Here is a 19,012-nt window from a genome sequence, read left to right as displayed (position 1 = left end):
GATCACAATAATGCCCTTCACTGATTTATAGCCGATGGACAATCAAACCGTCTTTAGCAATTTGAGCGATCAAAAGATTATATAAATCAAAACATTATCAGTTAACTGTTCAAAAACAATCCGTATACCCGATGAAAACCTTTTATTGACAAGCAACGGGGCAATATTCCAACAGCCAATTAACATTAGCAGCAAAGGCCAATCTTTCGCACATGATTGCTAACGTGACTATTTCTAATTGCAATTACTCTATTGTCGCTAATTAGCCGCGTTTTTTGTGTTAATAGAAAGTAAATTAACTAAAAAAAGCGACCAACTAATTAGCCTGCTTACCTTTACACGCCGTACTACCGTTAATTCACGCTTGTTTGATCAAAAACAAACTCAGTTTGCCTTAAGCACCACCAGATGGCGTTCGCCTTCCAGTTCAGGCACCTGCAACCGCACGATAGACTCCAGGCTAACGCCCTCCGGCAGGTGCGCCAATTCTTCATCCGGGCGCACGCCTTTCAATGCGTAAAAACGCCCCTGCCCTTTCGCCGGCAGGTGATGGCACCAGGACAGCATATCCTGCAGCGAAGCGAACGCCCGGCTGATCACGCCGTCGAACGGCGGCTCGGCCGGAAACGCTTCAACGCGGCTCTGAACCGGCTCGATATTGTTCAGGCCCAGTTCATGCTGCACCTGGCGCAGGAAACGCACGCGCTTGCCCAGGCTGTCGAGCAGCGTGAAATGCGCATCCGGACGCACGATCGCCAGCGGAATGCCCGGTAAACCGGGGCCGGTGCCGACATCGATAAAACGCGATCCCTGCAGATGCGGGTTGACCACGATGCTGTCGAGGATGTGGCGCACCAGCATTTGCTGCGGATCGCGCACCGACGTGAGGTTATAAGCCTTGTTCCACTTATCCAGCATGCCGACATAGCCCAGCAGCTGCTGTTTCTGCTGATCGGGCAGCTCAATGCCTGCTGCCGCGAGCAGCGAGTCTAATTTTTTTTGCACAACGGATCCTCTGGCAGGCGCTGAACGACCAGCGGATGGTTAGCTGGCGCAATGAGGCGCCTATGATAATTCAGCGCGCAGGTGATGTCAGCGGCCGTTTGGCTACGGGTTGAGCAAACGGCCGCCTGGATGCGGGATTTATGCGCTGCGGCGCAGCAGCCCCTGCTTTTTCAGCCAAATCAGCAAAATCGAGATCGCCGCCGGCGTAATGCCGGAGATGCGTGAAGCCTGGCCGATGGAGTTCGGTTTGTGATCGTTCAGTTTGGCGATCACTTCGTTCGACAACCCCGAAACCTGACGGTAGTCGAGATCCAACGGCAACACGGTGTTCTCGTTGCGCTGCTGTTTTTCGATCTCTTCCTGCTGGCGAGCGATGTAGCCTTCGTATTTGACCTGGATCTCAACCTGCTCGGCGGCTTGTACATCGTCCAACGGCGGCGCGAAGGCCTCGGTGGCGGTCAATTGCGCGTAGTCCATTTCCGGACGGCGCAGCAGCTCTTCGCCGTTTGCTTCGCGTGACAGCGGCGCTTTCAGCAACGCATTGACCTGTTCGACGTTCTCGGCGTGCGGGTGCATCCAGATGTCGCGCAGGCGCTGACGTTCACGTTCGATCCGCTCCAGCTTCTCGCTGTAGCGCGCCCAACGCACGTCGTCCACCAGGCCGAGTTCACGGCCTTTTTCTGTCAGGCGGAGATCGGCGTTGTCTTCGCGCAGCATCAGACGATACTCGGCGCGTGAAGTAAACATGCGGTACGGTTCTTTGGTGCCGAGGGTGCTGAGGTCGTCCACCAGCACGCCGAGATAAGCCTGATCGCGACGTGGCGCCCAGCCTTCTTGCTCGGCGGCGAAGCGACCGGCGTTCAGACCGGCCAGCAGCCCCTGTGCGGCGGCTTCTTCATACCCGGTGGTGCCGTTGATTTGACCTGCAAAGAACAGCCCCTGAATGAATTTGCTTTCCAGCGTCGGTTTCAGGTCGCGCGGATCGAAGAAATCGTACTCGATAGCATAACCAGGGCGAATAATACGCGCGTTTTGCATTCCTTCCATCGAACGGACGATCTGCATCTGCACATCGAACGGCAGGCTGGTGGAGATCCCGTTAGGGTAAATCTCATTGCTGGTCAGGCCTTCCGGCTCGAGGAAGATCTGGTGCGCGTTGCGATCGGCAAAGCGCATGACCTTGTCTTCGATCGACGGGCAGTAACGTGGGCCGATCCCTTCGATGATCCCGGCATACATCGGGCTGCGATCGAGGTTATTGCGGATCACGTCATGGGTTTTTTCATTGGTATGGGTGATATAGCACGCCATTTGTTCCGGATGCTGGCTGGCATCGCCCAGGAACGAGAATACCGGCACCGGCGTATCGCCGTGTTGCGGCGCCAGTACGCTGAAATCGATAGTGCGGGCGTCGATGCGCGGCGGTGTCCCGGTTTTCAAGCGGTTGACGCGCAGCGGCAGTTCACGCAAACGCTGAGACAGCGAGATCGAAGGCGGATCCCCGGCGCGGCCGCCGCTGTAATTTTCCAGGCCGATATGGATCTTGCCGTCCAGGAAGGTGCCTACGGTCAATACCACCGCTTTGGCGCGGAATTTCAGGCCCATTTGGGTGACGGCGCCCACGACGCGATCGTTTTCGACGATCAGATCCTCAACCGGCTGTTGGAAGATCATCAGATTGGGCTGGTTCTCCAACGCGGTACGGATAGCCTGGCGATACAACACGCGATCCGCCTGAGCGCGTGTGGCGCGAACGGCTGGGCCTTTGCTGGCGTTTAGTATCCTAAACTGTATGCCGGCATGGTCGATCGCTGTCGCCATCAGGCCGCCGAGTGCATCAATTTCCTTAACCAGATGCCCTTTACCAATACCGCCAATCGCCGGGTTACAGGACATCTGTCCCAGCGTGTCGATATTGTGTGTCAATAATAAAGTCTGACGTCCCATGCGCGCCGCGGCCATGGCGGCCTCGGTACCTGCATGGCCACCACCGATGATGATGACGTCAAATTGATCTGGATAAAACATGGAACTGCACCTCGCCGTATTGCGAACGATCGTATTTGCCCTGGGGTCGGGGATTCTACTCAAGTTTAGACGATCGACCAAGTGGTCAGGATCGTCGGTAATTAAAAGAAGATCTTTTTTATTTAAAGATCTCTTTATTAGATCTCTTATTAGGATCGCGATCCTCTGTGGATAAGTGACTATTCACGATGAAGATCAGCAGATTAAGGAGGATCGTTTGCTGTGAATGATCGGTGATCCCGACGCAGATAAGCTGGGATCTAAAAGGCTTGTTATACACAGGACAAAAAGCGCACTACGGTTGTTATTGGGATAACTACGGCTTTTACCCTGCTTTTAAGCTTAGTTATCCACAATCGTTCGCACGATCTTTAGACGAATTAGAGTAAATTAATCCAGTTTTTTACCCATTCCTCGGCCGGATCCTCGGGAATTTCATGCTCGGTCACGTCGATCTCGAGACGATCGCCGATCCTTTTAGCGCCTCTGGCGATCAATAGATCGTCGATCTGTTTGATCGCACCGCAGAAGGTGTCGTATTCCGAACTGCCTAAACCGACGGCGCCGAACTGCACCTCGGAAAGATCCGGCTGCTGCTCAGCGATCTGTTCCAACAGCGGCTGAAGGTTATCCGGCAGTTCGCCGGCACCGTGCGTGGAAGAGACCACCAGCCAGCGGCCGTTCAACGGCAGTTCATCCAGTTCAGGGCCGTGCAGCATCTCGGTAGAGAAGCCGGCGTCTTCCAGCTTTTCAGCCAAATGTTCAGCCACGTATTCGGCGCTGCCAAGCGTACTGCCACTGATCAGAGTAATGTCTGCCATGAACCAACGATCCCAACCTTCTCACTCAAAGTGGCTGCATTGTACGCTGTGAATCGGCTGGGATCTACCTGTGGATAATGTGGGTATGCAATTTGGCGGGTTACGGCACGATGGTGCGCATAATGGGGTTCTGCAGCGAGATCAGCGTTTCGGTGGACTGGATCTCGTCGATGGTCTGGATCTTGTTGATAAGTACCTGTTGCAACGCGTCGATCGAGCGGCACATCACTTTAATAAAGACGCTGTAATGGCCGGTGGTGTAATAGGCTTCCACCACTTCCTCCAGGCTTTCCAGCTTCTTCAGTGCCGAAGGGTAGTCCTTGGCGCTCTTTAATATGATGCCGATAAAGCAGCACACGTCGTAGCCCAGCTGTTTGGGACTGACGTCGATACGCGCGCCGGTGATGATCCCGGCCTGTTTCATCTTCTCCACCCGCACGTGAATGGTGCCGGGGCTGACGGCGAAGTTTTTCGCCAGTTCGGCGTACGGTGTGCGCGCATTGTCCATCAGGGCGTTGAGGATGCCGCGATCGAGATTATCGATCTGATAAATTTCCGCCATTTAATCCCCCATTAATTAACGATTGTTGAATTCAGTCCGGGTAAAAATGAACGATTAAAAGTGAAAAGGCAATATTGATTAACGGATATTGAATTGGCGTATCGTTTTGTTGCTTAATCGATGGCAACAGAGACAGGTTTACAAGAGATACGGCAATGAAAAAACAGTTTATCCAAAAACAACAACAAATCAGCCAGGTCAAATCCTTCTTCTCCCGCCAGCTGGAACAGCAGCTCGGTCTGATCGAAGTGCAGGCCCCGATCCTTAGCCGCCTGGGCGACGGCACGCAGGATAACCTCTCCGGCAGCGAGAAAGCGGTGCAGGTCAAAGTCAAAACTTTGCCGGACGCCACCTTCGAAGTGGTGCACTCACTGGCGAAATGGAAACGCAAAACCCTGGGCAGCTACGATTTCGGTGCCGGCGAAGGCCTGTATACCCATATGAAGGCGCTGCGCCCGGATGAAGACCGCCTGACGCCAATCCACTCGGTGTACGTCGATCAGTGGGACTGGGAGCGGGTGATGGGCGACGGTGAGCGCGGTCTGGACTATCTGAAAAGTACCGTGCGCAGCATTTACGCCGCGATCAAGGCGACGGAAGCGGAAGTCAGCCGTGAGCATGGCCTGACCCCGTTCCTGCCGGAACAGATCCACTTCGTGCACAGCGAAACCCTGCTGCAGCGCTATCCGGATCTGGACGCCAAAGGGCGTGAGCGGGCGATCGCCAAAGAATTGGGCGCGGTGTTCCTGATCGGCATCGGCGGCAAGCTGTCGCACGGCAAATCGCACGATGTGCGTGCGCCGGATTATGATGACTGGACCACGCCGACGGCGGATGGCCTGGCGGGCCTGAACGGCGATATAGTGGTGTGGAACCCGGTGCTGCAGGACGCTTTCGAGCTTTCTTCCATGGGCATCCGCGTCGACGCCGCGGCGCTGAAACATCAGCTGGCGCTGACCGGCGATGAAGATCGCATGAAGCTGGAATGGCATCAGTCGTTGCTGCGCGGCGATATGCCGCAGACCATCGGCGGCGGCATCGGTCAGTCGCGTTTGGTGATGTTGCTGTTGCAGCTGTCGCATATCGGCCAGGTGCAGTGCGGCGTGTGGTCACCGGAAGTGCGCGGCGCGGTTGAAGGCCTGCTCTGATTCTGCCTAGCGCCGCCAGCGGCGCATCAACCGGCTTTTCAACCCGGTATCGAAGCGCCAAATGTGATCGAAGATGCGCATGATGCCGGGTTTGCCGTAGGCGGACATCGCCACCGCGTGGAAACGCTGCTGGTGGCTTTGCTGCTGCTGTTTCACCTTCTTTATTACCTCCTCCGGCAACCGCTGGGCGATAAAATCAGAAATGATCACCGCATCGGCATCGAACCAGCCGCTCTCCGCCATTTTGGTGACGGTGGCGTTCAGGCAGGCCGCCAGATCGGTGCCGCCGCGAAACTGCTGGCCGAGAAAACGCACTGCCTGCTCAATGCCGCTGGCGGCGGTGAGTTCGTAATGTACGATCTGGTTGGCGAACAGCATGATGTAGCAGCGGCGGTTGTCCGCCAGCGCAATGCGCAGCAGCGCCAGACAGAACGCCTTGGCGCACTGTTCGTTGAAGCCGCCCATCGATCCTGAGGTGTCCACGCAGACGATAAACGGCCCGCGCGGCTGCTGATCCTGCTGCTGGTGGGTGACCTGACGGATCAGGATCTGTTCCTGCCAGACGTCGCCCTGCAGGCGGTAGCTCAGCAGTCGCTTTTCCAGCAGGCGGCGATAAAACTCGAATTCCAGCTCTTCAATCCCCAGCGTCGCCAGCTCCGGCGGCAGCAGGCGCAGAATGTCGTCGCTTTGATGAATGCCGCTCACTTCTTCCGGCAGCGTGGCCGGCACCTGCACCATAACCCTGAACGGCTCCGGCTGCGCGTCCTGTTGCTGCACCGCTTTGGCCTGATAGCTGCGGCCCAGCTGTTGCGCCAGCTTTTTCAGCTCCGGCTGCTGCTGCAAAAAGTTGCCGTACTCCACCAGCCGCTGGTAATCGCCGCGCTGCAGCTGGCCTTTGCTCATGTCCCACAGCCTGCCGGCGGCGGTGTCGTTTTCCGACAGCAGCGGTTCCAGCGCGCCGCTCAGCGCCAGGCGTTCCTGCAGTTCCGCCATCAGCTGCTCACGCTCTTGTTCCAGCAACTGGTGGTGCAGCATGGTGGCCTGCAGCGTCAGGCTGATGCGCCAGCGCTGCAGAAACAGCGTTTGAAAACTGTCGTCCAACGGATGATTGGGCAGATCGGCGGCGTCCACCAGCGCGCGCGCCTGTTCATAAAACGGGGAAACCAGCTGGCGCAGCAGCTCCATCGTGTCGTTGAGGTTGTGATAGAACTGGGTATTGTTCTCCAGCTGGCACTGTTGGTAGCGGTAAAATTCCTGCGCCAACGCCGGCGGCACCATGGCCTCCTGCAAACGCTCCTTTAGCTGCAGCTTCCAGCGCGGCAGATCGCGATCCAGCGCCCGCCGTAGGGCCGGAAACTTTTTAAAGAATACCGACAGCTGCGGCGCGGCCAGCATGCCGACGATCATCTCCTCGATCATCTCGCCTTCGGTGATCGCCAGCAGCAGATCGAGCGTCTCCAGACTGAGCATGGTTACTGGCCGCGCATTTGCTGCTGTTGCTGTTTAACCTGTTCCGCGACCTGCAGCAAACTGGCTTCGATCTTGGCCAGACCGGCGGCGGACGTGAACAGGCAGGGCTGATGTTGGCTGAAGGCGCGGCGCTGTTCCGCCAGGCGCTGGGCCAATGCGTCCATTTCATCCAGCAGCGCCTGCGGCGTAGCGGTAGCCTGTTTGCCCGGCAGCGCCAGCAGCGACGGCTGGCGGCTGACGTCCAACACCGTCAGGTGCAGTTGGTCATCGACGTCCAAATCGATCGGCTGCGCGAAGCCGATGCCGTTCAACTTGGCGCGCACGTCGCCGCCTTTTTGCAGCCAGGTGTCCAGCGCGCTGCTTTCGATGCTCAGATGATTGACCTGAATGTCATGCAGCTGCAGCGGTTTTTGCAGCAGCAGGGTGAGGGTGCCGCCGGCGAACGGTGTGGCCGGTGCGTATTGCGGTTTGCGGCTGAACATCCCGCCTTTTTTCACCAGGCTGATGGCCTGTCGGTCGCTTTGTTGCTGCTGGTCCTGCATCCAGCGGGTATGGATCTGTTGCAGTTGGATCAACATCGACTGCTGCTGATAGGCCGATTCGGTCAGCAGTTGATCGATCTGCTGTTGCAGCAGCTTCAGCGAGGTGAGATCGTGCCACAGGCAGTCTTTCAACAGCATCAGATCGAGCGGGGCGATGGCGTCGCGCCCGCTGAAGAAGGCGCAGGCCTGCAGCAGGCGCAGGGCTTTCTTCCAGCGCCGATCGGAGACGTACGGCGCCTGTTCCAGCGCGTCCAGCCGCTGGCGCAGTTGGAAAATCAGCTCAAAGCAGGCTTCCGGCAGCGCGACCTTATCGATCTGCGGCTGCCACTGCAGAAACTCTTCGTCGCTGACGCTCAGCGCCGCCGGCACCGGGTTTTGGCTTTCGCTCTGGCGGTTGACCAGCAGCGAGCGGAAATTCTGTTTATCCTGCACCTTGTCCAGCCACAGGCGAATCAGCATGCGGTCATACAGGGCTTCGAGGCTGTTGTCCGCTTCGGGCAGTTCGTTGGAAGCGGTGACCAGCAGGCGCAGCGGGATCGGTTCTTCGCTGTTGCCGTTGCGAAAACGCCGTTCATTGATCGCCGTCAGCAGGGTGTTGAGGATCGCCGGGCCGGCCTTCCAGATCTCGTCCAGAAACACGATCTCCGCTTCTGGCAGATAGCCGGCGGTCAGGCGTTGATAGCGCCCTTCATCTTTCAGCGCCTGAATCGAGAGCGGGCCGAAGACCTCTTCCGGCGTGGAAAAGCGCGTCATCAGGTATTCAAAAGAGCGAGCGTTGCGGAAGGCAAACTTCAGCCGGCGCGCGATCAGGCTCTTGGCGATGCCGGGCGGGCCGAGCAAGAATACGCTTTCGCCGCTCAGCGCCGCCAGCAGGCACAGGCGGATCGCCTCTTGCCGCTCATAAAGGCCGCTCTCCAGCGCGCTGCTGAGGCGGGAAATTCGTTCTGCCAGAAGGGATGATGGCGTCATATAATCGTCGTATTGTCCGAGAGTTAGCCAATCTTGGTCGATAATTCGATGATAAACCACCATTATTTTTAATGGTATAGCTTATTGATTAGTAAAAATTTTCTCAGTTGAGTCGGATATCCGGTTCACATTTTGTTTATTTTTCGGCTCTGATATAAGGGTAGGCAAGCCGTATAAATGGTGCATACTGTGCGGCTTTCTGGTGGGCGTGACGGATCTTTGAGCCCGTATTTTGCCTGATGCGGATGCATCGCTAACGGATGTTCTGATAAAGAAACGAATTATGAGCGCAGAGCATAAGCAGTCCCTATCGGCGGTAACCCTGGCTGCCATCGGCGTGGTCTACGGTGATATCGGCACCAGTCCTCTCTATACGTTGAGAGAGTGTTTCTCCGGCCATTACGGCTTCGATGTTCGTCCAGACGTGGTTTTCGGCTTCCTGTCGCTGATTTTCTGGATGCTGATCGTGATCGTTTCCCTCAAATATCTCACCTACGTGATGCGGGCGGACAACGCCGGCGAAGGCGGCATTTTGACGCTGATGTCGCTGGCCGGGCGCAATACCTCGGCGCGCACCACCGCAGTGCTGGTGATACTGGGCCTGATCGGCGGCAGCTTCTTCTATGGCGAGGTGGTGATCACCCCGGCGATCTCGGTGATGTCGGCGATAGAGGGGTTGGAAATCGCCGCGCCTGCGCTCGACGCCTATATCGTGCCGCTCTCGATTCTGGTGCTGACTCTGCTGTTCGTTATCCAAAAACACGGCACCGGCAGCGTCGGCAAGCTGTTCGCCCCGGTAATGCTGTTGTGGTTCATCGTGTTGGCGGTGCTGGGCGCGCGCAGCATCATTTCGAACCCGGAAGTGCTGCAGGCGCTGAATCCCAAATGGGCGCTCAACTTCTTTATGGAATATAAGAAGGTGTCTTTCTTCGCGCTGGGGGCGGTGGTGCTGTCGATCACCGGCGTTGAGGCGCTGTATGCCGACATGGGGCACTTCGGCAAGTTCCCGATCCGCCTGGCCTGGTTCACCGTGGTGCTGCCTTCGCTGGTGCTCAACTACTTCGGCCAGGGGGCGCTGCTGCTGAAAAACCCTGAAGCGATCAAAAACCCATTCTTCCTGCTGGCGCCCGACTGGGCGCTGATCCCGCTGCTGATTCTGGCAACCCTGGCAACGGTCATCGCCTCGCAGGCGGTGATTTCCGGCGTCTTCTCGCTGACTCGCCAGGCGGTGCGCCTGGGGTATTTGTCGCCGATGCGCATCATTCACACCTCGGAAATGGAATCCGGCCAGATCTACATTCCGGTGATCAACTGGACGCTGTATATCTCGGTGGTGCTGGTGATCATCGGCTTCGAACACTCCAGCAACCTGGCGGCGGCGTACGGCATCGCCGTTACCGGCACCATGGTGCTGACCAGCATACTGGTCACTTCGGTGGCGATTAATAACTGGCACTGGAACCGCTTCCTGGCGATCGGCATCGTAACCATCTTGCTGATCATCGACGTGCCGATGTTCTCCGCCAACGCCCTGAAGCTGTTCTCCGGCGGCTGGCTGCCGCTGACCCTGGCGCTGGTAATGTTCATCATTATGACTACCTGGAAGAGCGAGCGTTTCCGCCTGTTGCGCCGTCTGCATGAGCACGGCAACTCGCTGGAGGCGATGATCGCCTCGCTGGAGAAATCGCCGCCGGTGCGGGTGCCGGGTACCGCGGTCTTCCTGTCGCGCGCCACCAACGTCATTCCTTTTGCGCTGTTGCACAACCTGAAGCACAACAAGGTGCTGCATGAACGCGTGGTGCTGCTGACGCTGCGCACCGAGGATGCGCCTTACGTGCACAACGTGCGTCGGGTGACCATCGAACAGCTGTCGCCGACCTTCTGGCGGGTGGTGGCCAGCTACGGCTGGCGCGAAACGCCGAATGTGGAGGAAGTGTTCCACCGCTGCGGGCTGGAAGGGTTGCCGTGCCGCATGTCGGAGACGTCGTTCTTCATGTCCCATGAATCGCTGATCCTCACCAAGCGGCCATGGTACCTCTACCTGCGCGGCAAACTGTTCGTTGCTCTGAGCCGCAATGCGCTGCGCGCGCCGGATCAGTTCGAAATCCCGCCGAACCGGGTCATCGAGCTCGGCACGCAGGTCGAGATCTAACCCGCCTGACAGGGGCTCAGCTAGGCTGAGCCCCTTTTGTTTGCGCTTTCTCCGTGCACGAACGAAACGTTTCGATGACGATCACACTTCTGCATTGTCCGGGTTGCCTTCCCCTGCCGTTTTTTTACACTCCTCCAGAGAGCGAAACGTTTCGCTAGCGGAGTGAGAAGATGAAAAAAGGCGTATTACTGAATTCCGACGTGTCTGCCGTGATTGCCCGGTTGGGGCATACCGATCAGCTCACCTTGTGCGATGCGGGTTTGCCGATACCGGCGGCGACGCAGCGCATCGATCTGGCGCTGACGCAGGGCGTGCCGACCTTCATGCAGGTGTTCGCGGCGGTCACGCAAGAGATGCAGGTAGAAAGCGCCATCCTGGCGGAAGAAATCGTGAAACAAAATCCGTCGCTCCACGAGGCATTGTTGGCTGAATTGACCGCACTGGGCCAACGCCAGGGCAATACCATCGGCGTGCGTTATATCAGCCATCAGGCGTTTAAAGCGCAAACCGAGCACAGCCGGGCGGTGATCCGCAGCGGGGAGTGTTCGCCTTACGCGAACGTGATCCTGTGCGCCGGCGTAACTTTCTGAGGCGTTTATGCAACCTTTACTGCAACTGAAAGGGATTGATAAAACCTTTCCCGGCGTGAAGGCGCTTTCCGGCGCCGCCCTCAGCGTTTATCCCGGCAAGGTGATGGCGCTGGTGGGGGAAAACGGCGCCGGGAAGTCCACCATGATGAAAGTGCTGACCGGCATCTACCAGAAAGACGCCGGCAGTCAGCATTTTCTCGGTAAAGAGGTGGTGTTCAACGGGCCTAAATATTCGCAGGAAGCGGGCATCGGCATTATTCATCAGGAGCTGAACCTGATCCCGCAGCTGACGATTGCGGAAAACATCTTCCTCGGCCGCGAGTTCGTCAACCGTTTCGGCCGCATTGACTGGAAGCGCATGTACGCCGAGGCCGATCGCTTGCTGGCGCGCCTCAACCTGCGCTACAGCAGCCACCGGCTGGTGGGCGAGCTGTCGATTGGCGATCAGCAGATGGTGGAGATTGCCAAGGTGCTGAGCTTCGAATCGAAAGTGATCATCATGGACGAACCGACCGATGCGCTGACCGACACCGAAACCGCCTCGCTGTTCAAGGTGATCAACGAGCTGAAGGCCGAAGGGCGCGGCATCGTCTATATCTCGCACCGTCTGAAAGAGATCTTTGAAATCTGCGACGACGTGACGGTATTTCGTGACGGGCAGTTCATCGCCGAGCGGCCGGTGAGCGAGCTGCAGGAAGATTCGCTGATTGAAATGATGGTCGGTCGCAAGCTGGAAGAACAATACCCGCGCCTTGATTTACCGCGCGGGGAAAAGCGGCTGGAAGTCAGTCATCTTTCCGGACCCGGCGTTGAAGACGTCAGCTTTACGCTGTATCGCGGTGAGATCCTCGGCGTGGCCGGCTTGATGGGCGCCGGGCGCACCGAATTGATGAAGATTCTGTACGGCGCCGCGCCGCGCAAGGCCGGCACCGTCAACCTCGACGGCCGCGAGGTAGTCACCCATTCGCCGCAGGATGGATTGGCGAACGGCATCGTCTATATCTCGGAAGACCGTAAGCGCGACGGCCTGGTGCTGGGCATGTCGGTAAAGGAAAACATGTCTCTGACCGCGCTGCGCTACTTCAGCCGCGCCGACGGCAGCCTGAAACAGGCCGACGAGCGGCAGGCGGTGGGGGACTTCATCCGCCTGTTCAATATCAAAATGCCGTCGATGGAGCAGCCGATAGGTCTGCTTTCCGGCGGCAATCAACAGAAAGTGGCGATCGCCCGCGGCCTGATGACCCGGCCGAAGGTGCTGATCCTCGATGAGCCGACGCGCGGCGTCGACGTCGGCGCCAAAAAAGAGATCTATCAGTTAATCAACCAGTTCAAGCAGGAAGGGCTGAGCATCATTCTGGTGTCTTCGGAAATGCCGGAGGTGATGGGCATGAGCGATCGCATTCTGGTGATGCACGAAGGGCATCTCAGCGGCGAATTCCCGATTGAACAGGCCACCCAGGAAGCGTTGATGGCGGCAGCCGTCGGCAAGCAATACGGCGTAAAGCAGGAGTAATCAGATATGAGTTCCCAGACTATCGCAGCCAAGCGCTGGTTCAGTAAAGAGTGGCTGTTAGAGCAGAAGTCGTTGATTGCGCTGCTGGTGCTGATCGCCGTGGTCTCTTCCATGAGCCCGAACTTCTTCACCCTGAACAACCTGTTCAATATTCTGCAGCAGACTTCGGTGAACGCCATCATGGCGGTGGGGATGACGCTGGTGATCCTCACGTCCGGCATCGATCTGTCGGTAGGATCGCTGTTGGCCCTGACCGGCGCGGTGGCGGCGTCGATCGTCGGCTTTGAGGTCAACGCGCTGGTGGCGGTGGCGGCGGCATTGGCGCTCGGCGCCGCGATTGGCGCCTGCACCGGGGTGATCGTCGCCAAAGGCAAAGTGCAGGCCTTTATCGCCACGCTGGTGATGATGCTGCTGTTGCGCGGCGTCACCATGGTGTACACCAACGGCAGCCCGGTCAACACCGGTTTCACCGATGTGGCCGACACCTTCGGCTGGTTCGGTATTGGCCGCCCGCTGGGCGTGCCTACGCCGATCTGGATCATGGCGATCGTGTTCATTGCCGCCTGGTATATGCTGCACCATACGCGCCTGGGCCGCTATATTTATGCCCTGGGCGGCAACGAAGCGGCGACCCGCCTGTCCGGCATCAGCGTCGATAAAGTGAAGATTATCGTCTACTCGCTGTGCGGCCTGCTGGCGGCGCTGGCCGGGGTGATCGAAGTGGCGCGCCTGTCGTCGGCGCAGCCGACCGCCGGTACCGGCTATGAGCTGGACGCCATCGCCGCCGTGGTGCTGGGCGGCACCAGCCTGGCCGGCGGCAAGGGCCGCATCGTCGGCACGCTGATCGGGGCGCTGATCCTCGGCTTCCTGAACAACGGCCTGAATTTACTGGGTGTTTCTTCCTACTACCAAATGATCGTGAAGGCAGTGGTGATACTGCTGGCGGTTCTGGTAGATAACAAAAGCAACAAGTAACCTCCCCCTACAGGAATCACGATGATGAAAATGAAAAAACTGGCAACCTTAGCCTCCGCCATCGCGCTGAGCGCCACCCTGAGCGCCAATGCCATGGCTAAAGACACCATCGCGCTGGTGGTGTCCACCCTCAACAACCCGTTCTTCGTCTCGATGAAGGACGGCGCGCAGCAAGAGGCCAACAAGCTGGGCTACAACCTGGTGGTGCTGGATTCCCAGAACAACCCGGCGAAAGAGCTGGCCAACGTGCAGGATCTGATGGTGCGCGCGCCCAAGCTGCTGTTGATCAACCCGACCGACTCCGACGCGGTGGGTAACGCCATCAAGATGGCCAACCAGGCTAAGATCCCGGTCATCACGCTGGACCGCGTGGCGAGCAAGGGTGACGTGGTGAGCCACATCGCTTCGGATAACCGCGTAGGCGGCAAAATGGCCGGTGATTTCATTGCCAAGAAAGTGGGCGCCGATGCCAAGGTGATTCAGCTGGAAGGCATCGCCGGCACCTCTGCCGCGCGTGAACGCGGTGAAGGCTTCAAGCAGTCGCTGGATCAGAATAAATTCAAGCTGCTGGCCAGCCAGCCGGCCGATTTCGATCGCACCAAGGGCCTGAACGTGATGCAGAACCTGCTGACCGCGCACCCGGATGTGCAGGCGGTGTTCGCCCAGAACGATGAAATGGCGTTAGGTGCGCTGCGCGCGCTGCAAACCGCCGGTAAAACCGACGTGATCGTGGTAGGCTTCGACGGCACCGCCGACGGCGTGAAAGCGGTCGAAGGCGGCAAGCTGGCGGCGACCGTGGCGCAGCGTCCCGATCAGATCGGCGTGATCGGTGTGGAAACCGCCGATAAAGTGCTGAAAGGCGAAAAAGTGCCGGCGACCATCCCGGTCGATTTGAAACTGGTCACTCAGTAAGTCATACCAGCGCCATCGGAACGGGGCGTTTACGATGGCGCGCAATTCAGGAATCAATGCGATGGAAACAGGTAAGCTGGTGGTTCTTGGCAGCATCAATGCCGACCATATCCTCAATATTGAACAGTTCCCCCACCCGGGCGAAACGGTGATCGGGAAACAGTATAAGGTGGCGTTTGGCGGCAAGGGCGCGAATCAGGCGGTGGCGGCCGGGCGCAGCGGGGCGAAGATCGCCTTTATCGCCTGCGTGGGCGCCGACGATATCGGCGAACGTGTCCGCCGGCAGCTGGCGAGCGATCGCATTGATACCCAACCGATTGAAGCCATCGCCGACAGCACCACCGGCGTGGCGCTGATCTTCGTCAACGCCGAAGGCGAGAACGTGATCGGCATCAATGCCGGCGCCAACGCCGCGGTGACGCCGGATTACCTGGCGCGCTACCAACAAAAAGTGATCGACGCCGATGCCCTGCTGATGCAGCTCGAGTCGCCGCTGGAGACGGTGATCGCCGCCGCCCGCCTGGCGAAGCAACATCAAACGCAGGTGATCCTCAACCCGGCCCCGGCGCGTGAGCTACCTGACGAGCTGCTGGGCATGATCGATATGATCACCCCGAATGAAACCGAAGCCCAGCGCCTGACCGGCATCGCCGTGGACAACGACGCGGATGCGGCGCGTGCGGCGCAGGCGCTGCACGACAAGGGCATCGCGACGGTGATCATCACCCTCGGTAGCCGCGGCGTGTGGCTGAGCGAAAACGGCAACGGCAAACTGGTGCCCGGCTTCAAGGTGCAAGCGGTGGATACCATCGCCGCCGGCGATACCTTTAACGGTGCGCTGGTGACTGCCCTGTTGGAAGGCAAAGTCATGGCCGACGCGGTGCGTTTCGCCCATGCGGCGGCGGCGATCGCCGTGACCCGCCCCGGCGCGCAGCCTTCGGTGCCGTGGCGTGAAGAGATCGACGCCTTCTTGCAGCAGCAGGGGTGATCCTTTGGCCACCATGAAAGATGTCGCCCGCCTGGCGGGCGTTTCAACCTCTACCGTGTCGCATGTGGTCAACAACAATCGCTTTGTCAGCGACAGCGTGCGCGACAAGGTCATGGCGGCCGTGGAACAGCTGAACTATGCGCCTTCCGCGCTGGCGCGCAGCCTGAAGCTCAATCAGACGCGCACCATCGGCATGCTGGTGACCGCCAGCAACAACCCGTTTTATGCCGAAGTGGTGCGCGGCGTGGAGCGCAGCTGTTATGAACGCGGCTACAGTTTAATCCTGTGCAATACCGAAGAAGACGCCGCGCGCATGAACCGCAGCATGGAGACGCTGCTGCAAAAGCGCGTCGACGGTTTGCTGCTGATGTGCACCGAAAACCACCGACCATCGCAAGATGCTCTGAGCCGTTACCCGTCACTGCCGATCGTGATGATGGACTGGGCGCCGTTCGAGGGCGCGAACGACATTATTCAGGATAACTCGCTGCTGGGCGGCGAGATGGCGACCGATCATCTGATCGCCCGCGGCTACCGCAAGATTGCCTGCATCGCCGGCCCGCAGGACAAAACCACCGCCCGTCACCGGCTGGAAGGCTATCGCAACGCGATGCGTCGCGCCGGATTACCGATCCCGCCAGGGTATGAAGTGCATTGCGACTTTGAGTTTGAAGGCGGCGTGACCGCCATGCGCCAGCTGCTGGCGCTGAAAGAGCCGCCGCATGCGGTGTTCGCCGGCAACGACGCGGTGGCGGTAGGCGTTTATCAGGCGCTGTATCAGGCCGGGCTTTCCGTGCCGCAGGATATGGCGGTGATGGGGTACGATGACATTGAACTGGCGCGTTATCTGGCGCCGCCGCTGAGCACCATTCATCAGCCGAAGGATTCGCTGGGCGAGCTGGCGATCGATGCGCTGATCAACCGCCTGCAAAACCCGGAGCGTGCTCCCCAGGTGCTGGTGCTGACGCCCGAGCTGGTGGAACGCGCCTCGGTGGGCCACCGTTAACTGGCCGCCTTCGCTTCTTTCTTGCTTTCCTGGCCGCTGATCAAGTTGCGGCCATCTTTCCTTCTCAGCAACATAAATACCAGCGCCGACGCCACGGTGACGATCCCCATGGTGATAAAGGTGTAATGGAAGTGGTCGATCATAGTGCCTAACGACAGGGATTCGTAAAAACGCAGCACCGCCGCGCTGATCGCTACGCCGAAACTGATGGACAGCTGTTGGGTGACCGCCAGGACGCTGTTGCCGGCGCTGGCGTTGGCGTCGTTCAAATCCGCCAGGCTGATGGTATTCATGGCGGTGAACTGGGTGGACATCGCCATGCCCAGTACGAACAGCGGCAGGATCATCAGCCACAGCGGCATGCCTGGGCTCTGCAGGGCGAACTGCGCGATCAGCGCTCCGATGATAACGGTGATGCCGACCAGCGTTTTACGGTAGCCGAACCAGCGCAGCACCTGAGTGACGGTGGATTTCGCCATCAGCGAGCCGATGGCGGTCGGTGCCATCATGCAGCCGGCGACGATCGCCGTGTAGCCAAATCCCACCTGCAGCATGAGCGGCATCAAAAACGGCACGCAGCCGGTGCCCAACCTGGACGCGACGTTGCCGGCGATGCCGACCGAGAAGGTGCGGGTTTTGAACAGGTCGAGGCCGATCAGCGGCTGAGGATGACGGCGGGCGTGCGCGATGTAGCCGAACAGCATCACGAAGCCGCTGAGCAGAATGCCCAGCGAAACGTAGCTCGCCAGCACCCGCTCGCCAAACAGTTCCAGCCCGGTGGAGATCAGCACCAGGCTCAGGCCGAACAGCATAAAACCCAGAAAATCGAAGCGGCGCTTGGGCGTGGTGAAGTCCGGCATGTACTTGCGCGCATAGAAGATGCCGAGCAGGCCGATAGGGATATTGATCAGGAAAATCCAATGCCAGGTGGCGTAGGTCACCAGCCAGCCGCCCAGCAGCGGCCCCAGAATCGGCCCGACCAGGCCGGGCATGGTGACGAAGTTCAGCACCGGCAGCAGTTCGCTGCGCGGGTAGGCGCGCAGCAGCGCCAGTCGCGCGACCGGCATCATCATCGCGCCGCCGATGCCCTGCAGCACGCGAGAGGCAACCAGCACGCTCAACGTGGGGGAGAGGGCGCACAACAGCGAACCGAGGGTGAATAACGTGACGGCGAAGATGAACACGCGGCGGGTGCCGAAGCGGTCCGCCAGCCAACCGCTGACTGGGATCAGCATCGCCACCGTCAGCGTATAGCTGATGACGGCAGATTGCATCGCCAGCGGCGAGTGCCCGAGGCTGTGGGCGATCGCCGGTAGCGCCGTGTTGAGGATGGTGGCGTCCAGCGCCTGCATAAAGAACGCCATTGCGGCGATCCACGGGAGTCCTGCCATACTGCGCGCGGATTGGGTCATGGTCGGTCCTGGTTAAATGGTCGTCTCTCCCTCATCTCTTTCTTCTATCTATAAGCGGGGAGCGTGTCTAGTCTTTCTCTTTCAGCAAAACTTGGCAGGCGACGAGGGCGCCTGCGCTGTCTCCGGCGAGTATCGCATCGACGATAGCCTGATGGTGGCGCAGCTTGATCACTTCATTGCCGGTGATGGCGCGGAAGTAACTCTGATACACCGAACTGAACAGGTTGGCGAACGAGGTCAGGAACGGATTGCCGCTGGCCTCGTAGATGAGCTGGTGGAATTGGGTATCGACCTGGATCCAGCGCTCGCGATCAAACTGGGTATGCAGCGCGCGCATTTCCGCCATCAGTTCCGCCAGCAGTTTGGTTTGCTGCGGGCTGGCGTGGTCTGCCGCCAACGCGCAGGCCTGCGGTTCCAACGAGGTGCGCAATATAAGGAAATGTTGCATCACCTGATCGAAGTTTTCCCGCGTCATCCACCAGGTCAGTAAATCCTGATCGAGGAAATTCCATTGGCTTTGCGGCATCACGCGGGTGCCAATGCGCGGGCGCGGCAACAACATGCCTTTGGCGGCTAACATCTTTACCGCTTCGCGCACCGCGGTGCGGCTGACGCCGAATTGCTCGCCCAGTTCCATTTCACCGGGCAGGATGCTGCCGGCCTGATAATCGCCTGCCAGAATTTGTTGGCCGAGTTTCTCTGCAAGCAGATAAGAAAGATTGCGTTGGGCGGCCTGTTGTTGTGCATTTAATGGCATGGCTGCGGATCCTTACTGACTTCGTTTCTTCTATTTTACTCCAGTGATCGCCAGCTTTTATGGCTGTTTGCCTGAAAAAGTGACATAAATTCGCCGCTTTTTCGCTCTTTTGCCGAAAAAATCCGCGCTTGAAAAGTTTTTTGCATTTAGGGGTTGCGGCCT

The 19,012-nt window shown here is 58.7% G+C and carries 16 protein-coding genes; 8 read left to right on the top strand and 8 right to left on the bottom strand.

Annotation, left to right across the window (positions count from 1 at the left end):
• Nucleotides 1-384: 384 nt before the first annotated feature.
• From rsmG to asnC, 4 genes are all read right to left on the bottom strand, one after another.
• Complete coding sequence (rsmG, locus tag ACJ8M3_RS19530; RefSeq protein WP_025304738.1) at nt 385-1,005, bottom strand: 16S rRNA (guanine(527)-N(7))-methyltransferase RsmG; 621 nt, start codon at nt 1,003-1,005, stop codon at nt 385-387.
• A gap of 138 nt (nt 1,006-1,143) precedes the next feature.
• The gene (gene mnmG, locus ACJ8M3_RS19525; RefSeq protein WP_033645158.1) at nt 1,144-3,033 is read right to left on the bottom strand and encodes a tRNA uridine-5-carboxymethylaminomethyl(34) synthesis enzyme MnmG; all 1,890 of its coding nucleotides are present in this window, start codon (nt 3,031-3,033) and stop codon (nt 1,144-1,146) included.
• Between the two features lie 380 nt (nt 3,034-3,413).
• Entirely contained in the window at nt 3,414-3,854 is a 441-nt protein-coding gene (mioC, locus tag ACJ8M3_RS19520) for an FMN-binding protein MioC (protein WP_015379470.1), read from the bottom strand.
• A 100-nt stretch (nt 3,855-3,954) separates the two neighbouring features.
• Nucleotides 3,955-4,416, bottom strand: a complete 462-nt coding sequence (asnC, locus tag ACJ8M3_RS19515; protein ID WP_004933786.1) for a transcriptional regulator AsnC — start codon at nt 4,414-4,416, stop codon at nt 3,955-3,957.
• A gap of 155 nt (nt 4,417-4,571) precedes the next feature.
• Here asnC and asnA point away from each other — a divergent pair, with 155 nt between their 5' ends.
• Nucleotides 4,572-5,564: an aspartate--ammonia ligase gene (gene asnA, locus ACJ8M3_RS19510; protein WP_033645159.1), complete on the top strand. Its 993-nt coding sequence runs from the start codon at nt 4,572-4,574 to the stop codon at nt 5,562-5,564.
• A 6-nt stretch (nt 5,565-5,570) separates the two neighbouring features.
• Here asnA and viaA read toward each other — a convergent pair whose 3' ends face one another.
• Nucleotides 5,571-7,034, bottom strand: a complete 1,464-nt coding sequence (viaA, locus tag ACJ8M3_RS19505) for an ATPase RavA stimulator ViaA (RefSeq protein WP_004933781.1) — start codon at nt 7,032-7,034, stop codon at nt 5,571-5,573.
• Between the two features lie 2 nt (nt 7,035-7,036).
• Nucleotides 7,037-8,545 carry an ATPase RavA gene (gene ravA, locus ACJ8M3_RS19500; RefSeq protein ID WP_122004632.1) on the bottom strand — a complete coding sequence of 503 codons (1,509 nt, stop codon included), beginning with the start codon at nt 8,543-8,545 and terminating at the stop codon, nt 7,037-7,039.
• A gap of 283 nt (nt 8,546-8,828) precedes the next feature.
• On the opposite strand from ravA, the gene kup reads away from it, so the two are divergent.
• The 7 genes from kup (at nt 8,829) to rbsR (ending at nt 16,681) form a co-directional block, all read left to right on the top strand.
• Nucleotides 8,829-10,697 carry a low affinity potassium transporter Kup gene (kup, locus tag ACJ8M3_RS19495; protein WP_015379467.1) on the top strand — a complete coding sequence of 623 codons (1,869 nt, stop codon included), beginning with the start codon at nt 8,829-8,831 and terminating at the stop codon, nt 10,695-10,697.
• Between the two features lie 170 nt (nt 10,698-10,867).
• Entirely contained in the window at nt 10,868-11,287 is a 420-nt protein-coding gene (rbsD, locus tag ACJ8M3_RS19490) for a D-ribose pyranase (RefSeq protein ID WP_033645162.1), read from the top strand.
• 7 nt (nt 11,288-11,294) lie between these two features.
• On the top strand, nt 11,295-12,800 hold the full coding sequence (gene rbsA / locus ACJ8M3_RS19485; RefSeq protein WP_089197563.1) for a ribose ABC transporter ATP-binding protein RbsA: 1,506 nt from the start codon (nt 11,295-11,297) through the stop codon (nt 12,798-12,800).
• Between the two features lie 6 nt (nt 12,801-12,806).
• Nucleotides 12,807-13,775, top strand: a complete 969-nt coding sequence (gene rbsC, locus ACJ8M3_RS19480) for a ribose ABC transporter permease (RefSeq protein WP_025304730.1) — start codon at nt 12,807-12,809, stop codon at nt 13,773-13,775.
• 24 nt (nt 13,776-13,799) lie between these two features.
• Nucleotides 13,800-14,687, top strand: a complete 888-nt coding sequence (gene rbsB, locus ACJ8M3_RS19475) for a ribose ABC transporter substrate-binding protein RbsB (RefSeq protein WP_025160300.1) — start codon at nt 13,800-13,802, stop codon at nt 14,685-14,687.
• 61 nt (nt 14,688-14,748) lie between these two features.
• Nucleotides 14,749-15,675, top strand: a complete 927-nt coding sequence (rbsK, locus tag ACJ8M3_RS19470) for a ribokinase (RefSeq protein WP_033645164.1) — start codon at nt 14,749-14,751, stop codon at nt 15,673-15,675.
• A gap of 4 nt (nt 15,676-15,679) precedes the next feature.
• Complete coding sequence (gene rbsR, locus ACJ8M3_RS19465) at nt 15,680-16,681, top strand: ribose operon transcriptional repressor RbsR (protein ID WP_047573267.1); 1,002 nt, start codon at nt 15,680-15,682, stop codon at nt 16,679-16,681.
• Here the strand turns inward: rbsR and mdtD are convergent.
• On the bottom strand, nt 16,678-18,093 hold the full coding sequence (mdtD, locus tag ACJ8M3_RS19460; RefSeq protein ID WP_033645165.1) for a multidrug transporter subunit MdtD: 1,416 nt from the start codon (nt 18,091-18,093) through the stop codon (nt 16,678-16,680). The two genes, rbsR and mdtD, sit on opposite strands and share 4 nt — an antisense overlap.
• A 67-nt stretch (nt 18,094-18,160) precedes the next feature.
• Nucleotides 18,161-18,850 (bottom strand): FadR/GntR family transcriptional regulator, encoded by a 690-nt coding sequence (locus tag ACJ8M3_RS19455; RefSeq protein WP_033652336.1) that lies wholly within the window; start codon nt 18,848-18,850, stop codon nt 18,161-18,163.
• Between the last annotated feature and the right edge of the window lie 162 nt (nt 18,851-19,012).

Source organism: Serratia sp. CY55921 (assembly GCF_052167655.1).
Taxonomy (GTDB): Bacteria; Pseudomonadota; Gammaproteobacteria; order Enterobacterales; family Enterobacteriaceae; genus Serratia; species Serratia ureilytica.
The sequence above is the reverse complement of the archived record's forward strand: the minus strand, read 5'-3'. Positions and strand labels throughout refer to the sequence as shown.